13 protein-coding genes are annotated in these 13,522 nt (G+C 66.3%); 2 read left to right on the top strand and 11 right to left on the bottom strand.

The window, feature by feature from the left end; translation table 11 throughout:
- Positions 1–59: 59 nt before the first annotated feature.
- The 6 genes from FFS12_RS06315 to FFS12_RS06290 all read right to left on the bottom strand — a co-directional run bounded on the left by FFS12_RS06315 (position 60) and on the right by FFS12_RS06290 (position 7,626).
- Positions 60–1,115: an ABC transporter ATP-binding protein gene (locus FFS12_RS06315; RefSeq protein WP_137886054.1), complete on the bottom strand. Its 1,056-nt coding sequence runs from the start codon at positions 1,113–1,115 to the stop codon at positions 60–62.
- 14 nt (positions 1,116–1,129) lie between these two features.
- Positions 1,130–1,975: an ABC transporter permease gene (locus FFS12_RS06310; RefSeq protein ID WP_137886053.1), complete on the bottom strand. Its 846-nt coding sequence runs from the start codon at positions 1,973–1,975 to the stop codon at positions 1,130–1,132.
- A complete protein-coding gene (locus FFS12_RS06305; protein ID WP_137886052.1) occupies positions 1,972–2,880 on the bottom strand; it encodes an ABC transporter permease in 909 nt (302 codons plus the stop codon). Before FFS12_RS06305 ends, FFS12_RS06310 begins: the two co-directional genes overlap by 4 nt.
- Positions 2,881–2,961: 81 nt before the next feature.
- Positions 2,962–4,065, bottom strand: a complete 1,104-nt coding sequence (locus tag FFS12_RS06300; RefSeq protein WP_137886051.1) for an ABC transporter substrate-binding protein — start codon at positions 4,063–4,065, stop codon at positions 2,962–2,964.
- Positions 4,066–4,513: 448 nt separating this feature from the next.
- Positions 4,514–5,992, bottom strand: a complete 1,479-nt coding sequence (locus FFS12_RS06295; protein WP_137886050.1) for an aldehyde dehydrogenase family protein — start codon at positions 5,990–5,992, stop codon at positions 4,514–4,516.
- Entirely contained in the window at positions 5,986–7,626 is a 1,641-nt protein-coding gene (locus tag FFS12_RS06290) for a 5-guanidino-2-oxopentanoate decarboxylase (RefSeq protein ID WP_137886049.1), read from the bottom strand. Before FFS12_RS06290 ends, FFS12_RS06295 begins: the two co-directional genes overlap by 7 nt.
- 193 nt (positions 7,627–7,819) lie before the next feature.
- Here FFS12_RS06290 and FFS12_RS06285 point away from each other — a divergent pair, with 193 nt between their 5' ends.
- Positions 7,820–8,719, top strand: coding sequence for a LysR substrate-binding domain-containing protein (locus FFS12_RS06285; RefSeq protein WP_137886048.1), 900 nt, complete (start codon positions 7,820–7,822; stop codon positions 8,717–8,719).
- Positions 8,720–8,745: 26 nt separating this feature from the next.
- On the opposite strand, the gene FFS12_RS06280 is transcribed toward FFS12_RS06285, so the two are convergent.
- The gene (locus tag FFS12_RS06280; protein ID WP_256657304.1) at positions 8,746–9,678 is read right to left on the bottom strand and encodes an AEC family transporter; all 933 of its coding nucleotides are present in this window, start codon (positions 9,676–9,678) and stop codon (positions 8,746–8,748) included.
- Between the two features lie 99 nt (positions 9,679–9,777).
- Here FFS12_RS06280 and FFS12_RS06275 point away from each other — a divergent pair, with 99 nt between their 5' ends.
- On the top strand, positions 9,778–10,182 hold the full coding sequence (locus tag FFS12_RS06275) for a GFA family protein (RefSeq protein WP_137886046.1): 405 nt from the start codon (positions 9,778–9,780) through the stop codon (positions 10,180–10,182).
- Between the two features lie 40 nt (positions 10,183–10,222).
- Here the strand turns inward: FFS12_RS06275 and FFS12_RS06270 are convergent, their stop codons facing one another.
- The 4 genes from FFS12_RS06270 to FFS12_RS06255 all read right to left on the bottom strand — a co-directional run bounded on the left by FFS12_RS06270 (position 10,223) and on the right by FFS12_RS06255 (position 13,370).
- The gene (locus FFS12_RS06270) at positions 10,223–12,181 is read right to left on the bottom strand and encodes a DUF4105 domain-containing protein (RefSeq protein WP_137886045.1); all 1,959 of its coding nucleotides are present in this window, start codon (positions 12,179–12,181) and stop codon (positions 10,223–10,225) included.
- The gene (locus FFS12_RS06265) at positions 12,178–12,498 is read right to left on the bottom strand and encodes a DUF2388 domain-containing protein (protein WP_137886044.1); all 321 of its coding nucleotides are present in this window, start codon (positions 12,496–12,498) and stop codon (positions 12,178–12,180) included. Before FFS12_RS06265 ends, FFS12_RS06270 begins: the two co-directional genes overlap by 4 nt.
- A 242-nt stretch (positions 12,499–12,740) precedes the next feature.
- Positions 12,741–13,061 (bottom strand): DUF2388 domain-containing protein, encoded by a 321-nt coding sequence (locus FFS12_RS06260; protein WP_137886043.1) that lies wholly within the window; start codon positions 13,059–13,061, stop codon positions 12,741–12,743.
- A gap of 96 nt (positions 13,062–13,157) precedes the next feature.
- Positions 13,158–13,370, bottom strand: coding sequence for a DUF1127 domain-containing protein (locus FFS12_RS06255; protein WP_137886042.1), 213 nt, complete (start codon positions 13,368–13,370; stop codon positions 13,158–13,160).
- Positions 13,371–13,522 lie beyond the last annotated feature (152 nt).

The following is a 13,522-nucleotide window of genomic DNA, read 5'->3' as shown; positions in this document are numbered from 1 at the left end:
GGGTTGCCAGCAGAGTAGGTGTTTGCAGACAGCCTGTGGCCATCTGCAAACACCTGGGCTCAGGCGCTCAGTACCCGGCACGCCTGCGCCGGGAAGGTGACCGACACCGGGTTGCCGATGGCCAGGCCGATGCCCTGGCAGGGCGTGCTCAGCGCGGTCAGGGAGACCCCGGAACACTCGATGGTGGTTTCGATGGTCGCGCCGATGTCGCGCACGAAGGTCACGGTCCCCTGCAGACGGTTGTCGGCACTGGCCTGCGGCAGCGACAGTTGCAGGTCTTCCGGGCGCACCAGCATCTTGATGTTGGCGCCGGCCTGGATGCTCGCGCAGATCGGCACCTGGATCGCCGCGCCGCCTGGCAGGCCGACCCGGCCATTGCCCAGCGCGGTCGCCGGGAAGATATTGCCGGTGCCGATGAAGTCGGCGACGAAGGCGTTGGCGGGGTTGCGGTAGATCTCGATCGGCGTGCCGACCTGCTGCACCCGATGCTCGCCGAGCACCACCACTATATCGGCCATGGTCATGGCTTCACGCTGGTCGTGGGTGACCATGATGGTGGTGATATTCAGGCGCTGTTGCAGTTGGCGGATCTCCACCTGCATGGATTCGCGCAGCTTGGCATCGAGTGCCGACAAGGGTTCGTCCAACAGCAGCAGCTTGGGGTGCGCGGCGATCGCCCGGGCAATCGCCACCCGCTGGCGTTGCCCGCCAGACAGCTTGGCGACCGGGCGGTCGACCATCTGCTGCAACTGGATCAGTTGCAGCAACTCGGTGACCCGCGCCTGCTGATCCGCCTTGCTCACCCCGCGCAGGCGCAGCGGATAGGCGATGTTTTCCCCGACTGTCATGTGCGGGAACAGCGCCAGCGATTGGAACACCATGCCGAAGTTGCGCTGGTGCGCCGGGGTGTGGCCGATGTCTTGGCCATCCAGGCGGATTTCACCGCCGCTGAGGCTTTCCAGGCCGGCGATCATGCGCAACAGCGTGGTCTTGCCGCAACCCGAGGGGCCGAGGAAGCACACCAGTTTGCCCTCGGGCAGGTGCAGGTTGACGCCCTTCACGGCGCAGGCCGAGCCGTAGTGCTTCTCGACGTTTTGCAGAATTAGTCCAGTCATGCTTCACCTCAAAATTAGAACGACACGCCACCTTCACCAACCAGCTTCTCCAGCGCCCAGATCAGGGCGAAGTCGATCAGCACGATCAGCACGGCGAACGAGAAAACGGTCGGATCGAGGGAAGACACGGTGCGGCTGTACATCCAGATCGGCACGGTCATCACGTCGATGGTGTAAAGGAAATAGGTCACGGTGAACTCGTTGAACGAGACGATGAAGGCCAGCAGCATCCCCGCCAGGATGCCCGAGCGCATCAGCGGCACAACCACGTCGACTATGGCCCGCAGCGGCGCTGCGCCAAGCATTTGCGCGGCCTCCTCGACTTCGCTGCCGATCGACAGCATCGCCGCGGTGCAGTTCTTCACCACGAAAGGCAGGGCGAGGATGACGTGGGCAATCACCAGTCGCGAGGTGTTCATCTGAAACGGCAGGCTTTCGAACACCAGCAGCAGCGCGAGGCCCAGCACCACCATCGGGAACACCAACGGCAGCGCCATCAATTGCATCGCCACGGCCTTGCCGCGGAACTCGCAGCGCACCAGCGCATAGGCCGCCGGCACCGCGATCAGGGTGGCCAGGACCATCGTCAGGCAGGACACCAGCAGGCTGGTGGTCAGCGCCTGGCCGAGGCTGAGCACGTCGCTCGAGTCCGGCGAGACGAAGGTGTTCCAGGCCGCCCTGTACCACTGCAGGCTGTAGCTGCTGGGGGGGAAGTCGAGGTTCGAGGCGCCACTGAACGACATCACTATCATGCTCAGGATCGGCAGCACGGCCAGCAGCAGGATGAACCCGGACAGGCCCATGGCGAAACGGCCGCTGTCACCCGGCAAGGTGGGGGTGCTACGGAATAGACGACTCATTGCGAAGCCTCCAGGATGCGGCGGCGACGGCCGGTCACGAATTCGGAGAGGGTCATGATCGCCAGCGTGGTCACGATCAGCACGATCCCGGCGGCGGAGGCGGCGGGCCAGTTCATCAGCGGGGCGATCTGGTCATGCACCATCACCGCCAGCATCGGCACCCGCCGACCGCCGAGCAGCAAGGGCACCACGAAGCTACTGGCGTTGTAGGCGAAGACCAGCGTGGCGCCGGTGATGATGCCCGGCAGGCTCATCGGCAACACCACCTGGCGGAACACCTGGAGGCGGCTGGCACCCAGGGTGGCGGCGGCTTCCTCGTAGCTGCGCGAAACGCCGCGCATGGCGCTGGCGATAGGCAGTACCGCCAACGGAAAGGCGGTCTGCACCAGGCCCATCAGTACGCCGGTCTGGTTGTAGAGCAGCATCACCGGCCGATCGATCAGGCCCAGGCCCATCAGCGCCTGGTTGAGCATCCCGCCCGGGCCGAGGATCACCAGCCAGCCGTAGCTTTGCAGCAGCAGGTTGACCAGCAACGGCAACAGCACCGCGGCGAGGAACACCCGGCGCAACAGCGGCGACTGCAAGCGCGACATGCTGTAGCCGACCGGGATCGCCAGCAGCACCGCGATCAGCGCGCTGACGAGGGCCAACCGCAAGGTCAGCAGCAGCGATTTCAGGTAGTAGGGTTCGGCCAGCTGCGCGTAGCTGGCGAGACTGAAGCCAGTCCATTCGGCCCCTTTGACGCCGACACTCATGCGCAGTACCAGCAGGCTGGCAGCAATCAGTACGACGAGAAACAGCATCGACGGCGAGAGGAACAGCCAGGCCCGCGCCGTCGGGGAAATCGCCTTGGCCGGGCGCAGGGGCACCGCGCCGACCGGGCGGGTCAGAGTTGAGTGTTGCATTTCGGTGATCTCATCAGAACAGAAGATTGCCGCGCAGCGCGCAGGCGGTCAGGGGCCGTCTGCGCGCTGTGATTGCTTACATCAGGAAGAGAAGATTTCCGTATAGCGGCGAATCCACTGGTCGTGAACGGTGGCGAGGAAGGCGTTGTCGTGCATGATCGCCTTCTCTGCGATCTGCTCCGGCGTGAGGATGTACGGGCTCTTGCGCGCCTCTGCCGAGATGATCGCCTTGGCGTTGACCGGACCGTTGAAGATGTCCTCGGCCATCTTGCCCTGCACCAGCGGGTCGAGCGAATGGTCGATGAAGGCATAGGCCAGCTCGGTATCACCCGGGCGGTACTTGGGCATCACCGAGAGCATCAGGTCGGTGTAAAAGCCTTCCTGCATGCCGAAGGTGGCGCCCATGCCGTAGGCGGGATCGCGGATCTGTTTGGGGAAGAAGGCCGGTGCATAGAGGCCGCCCATGTCCAGCGAACCGGTGCGGAACAGCTCGGCGATCTGGTTGGGGTTTTCCCCCAGGGTCACCACGCGATCCTTGAGCTCTGCGAGCTTCTTGAAGCCCGGCTCGATGTTGTGCTCGTCACCACCGGCCAGCTTGGCGGCGATGATGATCAGGTCCATGGCCTCGGTCCAGTTCGGTGGCGGCAGGAAAATGTTCGGCGCCATGTCCTTGTCCCACAGGGCGGCGTAGCTGGTGGGCGCCTCTTTCACGGTGCGGGTGCTGTAGATCAGGCTGTTGCACCAGAGCAGGTAGCCGATGCCATGGCCGTTGGCGCCGGTTTGGTACTGGGCCGGCACGTCTTTGAGGTTGGGGATGCGGTTGAGGTCGGGCTTTTCCAGCAGGCCGGCGCTGGCCAGGCCTTCTGCGCCCACCCCGGCGAGGGTGATGATGTCGTACTGCGGGCGGTCGCCGCCGGCCTTGAGCTTGGCGACCATCTCCGAGGTGCTGCCGGTACGATCGGCGATCACCTTGGCGCCGGTCTTGGCTTCGAAGGTGGCGGCGATATTGCGCAGCGCGGCCAGACCGGTGTCGTCGGACCAGGTGAGCAGACGCAGGGTCTTGCCATGAAACTTCATGTCGCTGCCGCTGGCCCGGATAAAGGGCATGGACAGGGCGGCGGCGGCCACCGAGGCGACGCCCACCGTTTTAATGAACTTTCTTCTGTTCAGATCATACTCGCCCATCTCTGACTCCTTTTATTCTTGTAAGTCTTTGGGTGGTCGCACCTTTGCCTCAGGCTGAATGCGCACCCGGCACTCGATCGTTCAACTAGCGCTAGCAGCCCAACACGGCAAGGCGCGGCATAGTCGACGCGGTCATCCTGCGGCGCGTCCGACAGCGCAACAATCGAAAGTTTGTCATCGGAGCCATGTCTGGAACGCATGGCTGGAAGGCAGGCATGCCTGAGCCGCCAAAAGGCGGCCCAGTCTGCTGAAACGCGGGCGCGGCTTAGCGGCACTCCATTGCCGCAGACCCGACGAAGGGTGAGGCGCCCCGTAATAGCCTGTTTCTCGGGCCGATACGGGTGGCGTCCGTAGGGTGCGCCACGCGCACCAAATGTCCTCTGCAACTGGTGCGCACAGCGCACCCTACGAGCCCAGATCGTCGAATCAATATTTCTGCGTCAGCACACTAGAGCGCCCGGATCACGTGCTTGATTTCCTGGAAGGCGCTCAGCCCCCACGGCCCCAGCTCACGGCCGATGCTGCTCTGCTTGTAGCCGCCCCAGGCGGCCTGCGGGAAGATCACCTGCGGTGCGTTGATCCACACCAGCCCGGCCTGCATGGCATTGGCGACCCGCTCGGCAGCGGCGGGATCGCGGCTGACCACGCTGGCCACCAGGCCGAATTCGCTGTCGTTGGCCAGCTCGATGGCCTCGGCCTCACTGGCGAAGCTGCGCACGCACAGTACCGGGCCGAAAATCTCCTCGCGCCACAGCGCACTGTCTGCGGGCACGTCGGTGAATACGGTGGGCCGCAAAAAATAGCCGCGGGGCAGCTCAGCGGGACGCTCACCGCCGCAGACCAGCCGCGCGCCGGCGTGCAGGCCACGCTCGATATGCCCGAGTACCCGTTGGTACTGCGCCTGGTTGACCAGCGTGCCCATCTCGACGCCGGGTTCGAACGGGTCGCCGACCCGAATGGCTTCGGCCCGCGCCTTGAGCCGCGCGAGAAACGCCTCGGCCAGCTCGTCCGCCACCAGCACCCGGCTGGTCGCCGAACACATCTGCCCGGCGTTGAAGAAACCGCCACCGCAGGCCAGCTCGACCGCCAGCTCCAGATCGGCATCGGCGAGCACCAGCAACGACGATTTGCCGCCCAGTTCCAGGCTCACACCCTTGACCGTCTCGGCGGCGCGCTGCATGACCTGCACGCCCACCGCGTTGCTGCCGGTGAACGACAGCTTGGCCACCCGCGGGTGGGCCGCCAGCGGCGCACCGACCGCCAGCCCGGTACCGCAGACGAGGTTGAATACCCCCGCCGGCAGCCCGCTCTGGGCGATGATCTCGGCCAGCTCCAGCTCGGGCAGCGGCGTGACTTCGGAGGGCTTCAAGACCACGCTGCAACCGGCCGCCAGTGCGGGCGCCAGCTTCCAGGCGGTGGTGACCATGGGGAAGTTCCACGGCACGATCAGGCCGACCACGCCGCACGGCTCACGGCGCAGGCGCGCCGCGAAGTCCTCGCTCGGCAGCGCCACGGGGCCGTCCTGTTGCGCGTCCAGGGCCTCGGCCAGGCCGGCGTAATACTCGAAGGTGGCGATCACGTCGTCGACATCGATCGCCGCCTCGCTCAACGGCTTGCCGTTGTTGCTCGATTGCAGCTGGATCAGCCGCTCACGCCGTTCACTCACGCCGCTGGCGATCTTGCGCAGGCAGGCCGCCCGCGCCGCGCCGCTGCTGCGCGCCCAAGCCGGGAAGGCCGCGCTGGCGGCACGCACCGCCTGCTCGACGGTGTCGGCGTCACCGGCGCCAACGCTCGCCAGCGGTTCCTCGGTGGCCGGGTTGATCAGCGTCAGGCGCTCGCCACCGGCCAGCCATTGGCCGTCGATATAAACGCCCGCGCGCGGCTCGTTCAGATCTACTGGGTTCAGAGTCGGTGGAGTGTTCAGCATTGCGCCATCCCGTTCATCCAGGTGTGTTGATCGATCTCGATCAGGGTCGGTAGTTGACTGTCGCGGGCCTGGCGCAGCGCCGTGCGCAAGGCCTCGACCCCCTCGACCTGCTCCGCCGCGCAACCCAGCGCCCTGGCCACGCCGATGAAGTCAGGGGTGTAGATATCCACGCCCACCGGCTCAATGGCGCGGTTGACCATGTACTTCTTGATCTCCTCATAGCCCTGGTTATTCCACAGCAGGACGATGATCGGCGTACGCGCCTCCACCGCGCTGGCCAGTTCCGCCAGGGTGAATTGCAGGCCGCCATCGCCGATCAGGCACACCACCGGGCGCCGCGCCGACGCCTCGCGGTTGTCGCCCAGCAAGGCGCCAATCGCCGCCGGCAAGGCGTAACCCAGGGTTCCGTAACCCGTCGAGGAGTTGAACCAGCGCCGCGGCTGCTCCAGGTTGAGGGTCAGGTTGCCGGTGTAGACCGGCTGGGTCGAATCGCCGACCAGCACGGCGTCGGGCAGCACCTCCAGCACGGTCTGCAGGAAGCAGGTCTGCCCGCGCGTCGCTTCATCCCAGGTGGCTTCAAGAGTTTCGCGCAACGCGGCGGCGCGGGCGCTGCCCCAGCCGGTTAGACGCGGCGCCAGCGCCTGTGGCGTGAGGGCGGCGAGCAAGGCTTCCAGCGCCGCACCGGCGTCGGAAACCAGCGCCACGCGCGGCGGGTAGTTGCGCACCGTCTGGTCCGGGTCGATGTCGATGCGCAGCAGCGCGCCGGGGATCTCGAAGCCGCCGGCGAAGGTCACGTCATAGTCGGTCTCGCCCAGCTCGGTGCCGACCGCCAGTACCACGTCGGCCTCGCAGACCAGTTCGCGGGTCGCCAGGGTCGACTGGGTCGAGCCGATCAACAGCGGGTGGCGCGAAGGCAGCATGCCCTTGGCATTGATGGTCAGCGCCACCGGCGCCTGCAGCAGCTCGGCCAGTCGGGTCAGCGCCGGCGCCGCGTCGATGGCGCCGCCGCCGGCCAGGATCAGCGGGCGCTTGGCTGCGGCCAGCAGGCTGGTCATTTGCGCGATGGCGGCAGGGCCGGCGCCGGCTTTCGCCACGCTGACAGGCTGGCTGGCGAGCAGTGCGTCGGCCTCCTCCACCAGCACGTCGAGCGGAATCTCGATATGCACCGGGCGCGGTCGGCCGGCCTGGAACACGGCAAAGGCGCGGGCCAGCACGGCCGGTAGTTCGGCCGCCGACATCAGGGTGTGCGAGAAGGCGCAGAAGCCGGCGACCAGATTGCTTTGCGACGGCAGCTCGTGCAGCTTGCCGCGCCCACCGCCCAATTGGCTGCGCGCCTGCACGCTGGAGATCACCAGCATCGGGATCGAGTCGGCATAGGCCTGGGCCATGGCCGTGGCGATATTGGTCATGCCGGGGCCGGTGATGATGAAACACACCCCAGGTTTGCCGCTGGTACGCGCGTAACCATCGGCCATGAAGCCGGCACCCTGTTCGTGGCGCGGGGTGACATGCTCGATGCTCGAGCGGGCGAGGCCGCGATACAGCTCGACGGTGTGGACGCCTGGTATGCCGAAGACCTGCTCGACCCCATAGCGCTCGAGTAACTGCACCAATACTTCGCCACATGTTGCCATTGCATAGCTCCTGTTCTGATCCTGAGGTAGTGCGGCATCCCCGCGTATCTGCAGGCTGGTATCAACGTCCAGGGGGCTATTGGCAGGCGCGGGATGAAGCGCAGAGGAGGCGCAATTGGAACTGCCGGCGGGCCGCTGTGACAACGCAAAATTTGTCATACTAGGTATGTTTCCACCTCATGCCTGAGCACCGATGAAACGGCTTCCCCCTCTGCCAGCTCTGCATACCTTCCTGATCACTGCCCAGTGTTGCAACTTCACGCGGGCGGCCGATCTGCTGCACATCACCCAGGGCGCCGTGAGCCGGCAGATTGCGGGGTTGGAGAGTCATCTGGGTTATCCGCTGTTCCAGCGCCAGGCGCGCGGGCTGAGCCTGACGACCCAAGGGCGCGAGCTGTTCCCACGCATCCAGCAGGTGTTCGCCCTGATCGACGAGGCGGTCGAGCAGGTGGGGGCGAAACGCGAGGCGCTGCAACTCAAGGCCCCCACCTGCATGATGCGCTGGCTGCTGCCGCGCCTGTTGCAGTGGCAGGCAGAGCGGCCGGATGTGCCGGTCGAGTTGACCACTACCGTGCAGCATGAGGTCGATTTTCGCCGCGAGGAGTTCGATGCCGCCGTGGTCTATGGCGCGGGTCCCGGCAGCTCGGTGGTGGCCCACCACCTGTTCGATGAACAGCTCACGCCGGTCTGCTCGCAGCAACTGATGGCCGGCCCGGTACCGCTCAAGAGCTTGGCCGATCTGGAGCGGCACATGCTGTTGCACCCGACCCGTGATCAACGCGACTGGGAAACCTGGCTGAAGGTCGCCGGCGCCAAGGTCAACAACATCGGTAAAGGGCAGCATTTCGACACGCTGGACCTGGCCATGTCGGTCGCCTCGCAGGGAACCGGCGTCGCCATTGGCGATTGGGCGTTGATCGGCGAGGACCTCAGCGCTGGGCGGCTGGTCACCCCCTTCGAGCTCAAGGTCCGCACCGGCGCCGCCTATTACCTGGTCTACCCAGAGCGCCCCGACCCCTCGCCGCAGTTGCGTGAGCTGGTCGATTGGCTGCTCGGGCAGGCCGCCGAGCGCACGGATCCGCTAGCCACTTGAACCCCGCACGCTGCTGAGCGCCGGGGTTATCCCGCGCTGCCCAGCAAGCGCAGAACCAGGAGCAGGCTGCCGGCCGCCAGCAGCGTCTGCAGGGTGATGATGCCGGCCATCAGATGGCTGTCACCGCCGAGCTGGCGCGTCAGCACGTAGGCGGTGGGCGCGGTGGGCAGGGCGAAGAACAGCACCAGCACGCCGCTTTCCATGGGCGGCAGGCCGACTATGCGGGCTGCCGCGAAGGCCAGCAGCGGCATCGCCAACAACCGTAGCGCGCAGTTCCAGGCTAGCGTTTGGACTTCGCCCGTCAGCTCCTGCGGGCGCAGCGCGGCACCGACGCAGAGTAGACCGAGCGGCAGGCTGGCGGCGGCGAGCAGGCCGAGCAGGCGATCCGTGCCGCCGGGCAGGCCGAGGCCGCCGAGGTTGGCCAGCGCGCCCGCGATGCAGGCGAAGATCAGCGGGTTCTGCAGCACCGGCAGTAGCAGCGCGCGCAGGCTGACCCCGCGCTCGGCGCTCAGCGCCCAGACCGACAGCACATTCACCGTCGGCACCATCAGCGCCAGCAGCAAGGCGGCGAGGGTCAGCCCCTGTTTGCCGAACAGGCTGCCGATTGCCGCCAGGCCGAGGTAGGTGTTGAAGCGCAGGATGCCTTGAGTGAGGGCGCCGAAGCGCCCGGCCGACCAGCCGCACAGGCGTTTGCCGAGCAACAGCGCGAGCCAGGCCAGACCCAGGCCGAGCATGACGGCCAGGGCCAGGCGCGGCAGCGCCGGGTTATTCAGCGGCGCCGTGGCCAGGCTGCTGAACAGCAGGGCGGGAAACAGGATGAAGTAGTTGAGGCGTTCGGCCGCGGGCCAGAAGGCCTCGCCGGGGAAGTCCCAGCGGCGTAGGGCGTAACCGCCGACTATCAAGGCAAACAACGGCCACAAGGCCAGCAACAGATCGAGCACGGACACCCCCGGTGGCAGGCGCTCATCTTGGTGAGCTGAGGGCGGCGACGCAAGGTCGATATGAGTAGTAGTTTCACGCGTGTAGTAGGCTAAAGCGCTCTAGTGCGGAGGTGAGTCATGGGAGACCTGCATAGCGGCGGCTGCCACTGCGGCGCCTTGCGTTACCGGTTCCGTGGGCCGCTGAAAGATATCGCCCACTGCCATTGCTCGATCTGCCGGCGCACCACCGGCGGCATAGTCACCACCTGGATCACGGTGCCGCTGCCGGCCTTCGAGTGGACCGCCGGCACGCCCGCCGAATACGCCTCTTCGGCGACCTGCACGCGCAGCTTCTGTCCACACTGCGGCGCCCACCTGACGCTGTTCACCACACTGAGCGCGCAGACCCTGGATATCACCATCGCCACCCTCGACCACCCGGAACAGGCGCCGGCGGATCGGCACATCTGGGTGAAAAGCCGCCTGCCTTGGTTATCGCTGGACCCACAGTTGCCGGAGGAAGAGGAGGAACAGATGCCGTAGGGCCTAGGCTGGGTAGCGCCGTTCTTTGGCGAAACCCAGCCTACGGCAACACCAGCCCGCCCGAGGCCTTGTGCAGTGCGCGCAGGTGTTCGCTGAGTTGTTTCAGGTTGGCTTCGCCGGCCTCCAGTTCGGCCAGGCGTGTGGGCTCCAAGAGGGCGCGGATTTCTTGATCGAGGTCATCGCTCAGTTGCCGTAGCTGCTGCTGGCGACTGCTGCTTTCCTGCTCGAGGTGCCGCCATTCGGCGGCTTGCGGCAGACCGTAACCACCCTCCAGCAGCTCTGCCGGGCGGCTGAGGAAGCCGCTGCTGGCGAGGATCTTTTCCAGGGTGCCGCCGGCCTTGTCGACGCTGCCATCGCGCCGTTCGCGGCCGCTCAGGTAGCGGCGCTTCAGTTCATCCTGGGCCAGCAGCAACTGGCGCCGCTGGGCCGCCTGCTCCAGTAATAACAAGGCGGCGCTAGTGCGCAGGTCGGCCTGGGCAAACCAGGGCCGGCGTTCGCTGGCGGCCAGGGCCAGCCAGTCGTCGACCTTCTCCTCGGGGATGGGCAGGCGCTCCTTGAGTACCACGAACATGGCCTGATAACGGTCGCGGAAGGAGTCGAAGCGATAGCCCAGGCGCAACGCTTCCTTGGGGTCGTCCAGTACGCTGCGGTTGGCCAGGCCGCGGCCTTCCAGCAGGTCCAGCAAGCCGTTGGGCAGGATGCTGTCGAGGCTATTCAGCTCTGCCCGCGCGCTGCCACTGCGCAGCAGCTTGAGGGTTTCCACGGCGCAGTTGTTCGAGAGGAAATAGTAGTTGCCGTCGTAACTCCAGTGTTGCTCGGCGGCGTGTTCGACCAGTGCCTCCAGTTCTTGCCGCGAGAGTTTCAGCGGCACCGAGGCGAGGCCGCGCAGCTCGACTTTGGTGTACTCCTCGATGACCTGGCCGAGTGGCAGGACGAACAGCCGCGAAGGATAGGCGCCGGTCAGACCGTCCCAACTGGACAGTTGCAGGTCGCCGACGAAGGCGCGGTAGGACAATACCAGGTGCCGATCCAGATCCAGCCGACAGTCCGGCCCACGCGGGCGGCCCGGCGCGCAGATGACCAGGCGCAACATGCTGTGGCCCCAGCGGCTGGCCCACTGGTCATTGGCTTCGGCCAGCAGGTAGTCGACTGCGTAGACGCGCTCCGGGTCGAGCGTGCCGAGCGGCTGGCGGGCGAAATCACGGCCGGCGTTCAGGTAGGCATAGGCGGGGGCGCAGGGCGGTGGTGCGCTCGGTGTCCAGCCGAAGTGCGCGCGCAGATAGCGATACAGCGCCGGCCGCCGACAGGCGTAGGCGGGGTCGAGGAGGAAGTACTCCATATTCACCGCGACGAACTCGCGCGGGTTGCTCAGCTCGTAACTGTCCGGGCTGCGCGCGACTTGGCGATTGCTCTGCTCGCGCGCGCCGCGGTGGCCAACGTATTGCGCCCAGCCGGCCAGATCGAGCAGGCGCGGATCATCGCTGAGGGTGAAGCGGCGTTCCGTCTGGCCGCGACAGTTATCCGCCAGGCCGATTTTGCCGAGGCTGGAGGCTCGCTGCTGGCAGCGTCGTAACAGGGCTTTTTCGGCCGGCGGCCACAGCCGTGCGCGGTCATAGAGGTGAGTCAGTTCATGCAGCACGGTGGCCAGCAGTTCACGCCGCAGGGTGCCGTGGGGGCGCTTGGTTTTTTTGCTGGCGGCGGAGCCATCGACCAAGGCTGGTAGCAGCTTGGCGTTCAGCACCAGGGCGTCAGGGCGGATGGCGCGGCCATAGGCGTTGGCCGGCAAGTCGCTACTCCAACTGACTTCGACGCGCCGATCCAGTTGCTCGATTACGCGTGGCGGCAAGGCGCGGTGGGCCTCATCGAGCAGGGCCTGGCTGGCGTGTCGTGCGCTGTCGCTGAGCCCGGCGCCGTGCAGTACCAGGCGCAGGTCAGCCTGGGCGCTGGTGCCGCCCAGCAGTAACGCCGCAGCCAGCAGCCAGGCGCCGACCGGCCTCACAGCGCGAGAATGGCTTCGGCCAAGGCTTGATCGCTGGCGTCGCGGGCTTCGGGTACACGGGCGCGCAGGGTGTCGAAGGCCGCTTGCAGTTGCGCGCCGCGGATGGCGCCTTGGCTGGCGACAAAGCTGGCGGCATCGTCGCGGGCTTCGAGGACTAGTTTCGAGTCGCGGATCGAGGTGGTGGTGTCCGAGCTGAAGTCGAGGGTGCGCTCGACAGCGCGAATGATGACGTTGCTGGTCGCGACCAAGGTCTGCGCCTGGGCGGTCCCGGTGGCGATAAGCAGGGCGAGGGCTGCGATAGTCAGCGAGCTACGCATGGGGATCTCCGGTTTAGCAAAGGGCTCGTGGTGATTGGACGTGTATGGCCTGCGCCAGTTCCAGCGCTGCGCCGTACCCAGCAGCGCCAAGACCGTCGCCGGGCCGCCGTAAGCCGTGCTCTAACCGAGAGGGTTGGCGGAGTTGCCGGCCTGTACCCCGCTCGCCAGTAAGGGCGACCAAGGCCAGCAAGCGGTGACGCATGAGCATAGGCATCCGTGCTTATGGCCAAGAGGTCGTCAGGTTAGAGCGTGAGGATCGCCTGGGCCAGTTGCAGGTCGCTGCTGGCGCGCAGTTGCGGTGCCTGTTGACGGATATGCTGCAACGCGGCCTCCAGCTGGGGGCCACGGATTTCGCCGGAGCTGGCGACGAAGCTGGCGGCGTCATCCCGGGCGGCGCGGACAATCTTGTCGTCATTGAATGAAGAGGAGACGTCGGAGGTGGCATCCGAGGTGGCCTTCAGTGCGCCGACCACGGCGTCGGTGGTGGCCACAAAACTGGTGGCCGAGGCGCTGGTGGCAACGGCCAGTAGGGCAGCGGCGCTAAGTAGGCGCAGACGGGACATGGCGAAATTCCTCTGGGTAAGCGAAAGACGAGGCCACTCGGGCCTCGTCGGTATCGCTTAGCCTAGCCCAGCCTGCACCGCGCGCGCCAGACAGGCTCAACGCCAGAAGGGCTTGTCCAGCTCGGCCAGCCGTTCGCAGCGACTAATCCCGGCATCGGCCAGCAAGCGCTCATCCAGTTGGGCGAGTTGCCGGCGCGTGCGGGCGCGCTGGGCCCAGAGGCCGAGGCGGGCGAGCAGTCGCAGCGGCCAGGCGCTGCGGGATTTGGCTGAGCTGAGGGGGAGAGCTGCGTGGCTCAGTGTGCGTTCCATGGCACTGTCCTTCCCGCATCGTCGCGGGGTTGGGGTATGGGGAACCATAGTCCCGCTTGCCGAGCCATCCCGGCAGTCACAGTGCTGGAGAATTGTGTCGGGGCAGTTTCAGTTTTTGTTTAACTGTACTGGTCGCTAGTGGCTTGAGCTGT

Origin of the sequence: Pseudomonas sp. 2FE, from assembly GCF_005503735.1 — a bacterium.
GTDB lineage: Bacteria > Pseudomonadota > Gammaproteobacteria > Pseudomonadales > Pseudomonadaceae > Aquipseudomonas.
Note: the sequence above shows the minus strand (reverse complement) of the source record. Positions and strands in the feature narration are given on the sequence as shown.

Coding starts and splice junctions, on each gene's coding strand:
- FFS12_RS06315 (WP_137886054.1), bottom strand. CDS start 1,115: ATGACTGGACTAATTCTGCAAAACGTCGAGAAGCACTACGGCTCGGCC.
- FFS12_RS06310 (WP_137886053.1), bottom strand. CDS start 1,975: ATGAGTCGTCTATTCCGTAGCACCCCCACCTTGCCGGGTGACAGCGGC.
- FFS12_RS06305 (WP_137886052.1), bottom strand. CDS start 2,880: ATGCAACACTCAACTCTGACCCGCCCGGTCGGCGCGGTGCCCCTGCGC.
- FFS12_RS06300 (WP_137886051.1), bottom strand. CDS start 4,065: ATGGGCGAGTATGATCTGAACAGAAGAAAGTTCATTAAAACGGTGGGC.
- FFS12_RS06295 (WP_137886050.1), bottom strand. CDS start 5,992: ATGCTGAACACTCCACCGACTCTGAACCCAGTAGATCTGAACGAGCCG.
- FFS12_RS06290 (WP_137886049.1), bottom strand. CDS start 7,626: ATGGCAACATGTGGCGAAGTATTGGTGCAGTTACTCGAGCGCTATGGG.
- FFS12_RS06285 (WP_137886048.1), top strand. CDS start 7,820: ATGAAACGGCTTCCCCCTCTGCCAGCTCTGCATACCTTCCTGATCACT.
- FFS12_RS06275 (WP_137886046.1), top strand. CDS start 9,778: ATGGGAGACCTGCATAGCGGCGGCTGCCACTGCGGCGCCTTGCGTTAC.
- FFS12_RS06265 (WP_137886044.1), bottom strand. CDS start 12,498: ATGCGTAGCTCGCTGACTATCGCAGCCCTCGCCCTGCTTATCGCCACC.
- FFS12_RS06260 (WP_137886043.1), bottom strand. CDS start 13,061: ATGTCCCGTCTGCGCCTACTTAGCGCCGCTGCCCTACTGGCCGTTGCC.
- FFS12_RS06255 (WP_137886042.1), bottom strand. CDS start 13,370: ATGGAACGCACACTGAGCCACGCAGCTCTCCCCCTCAGCTCAGCCAAA.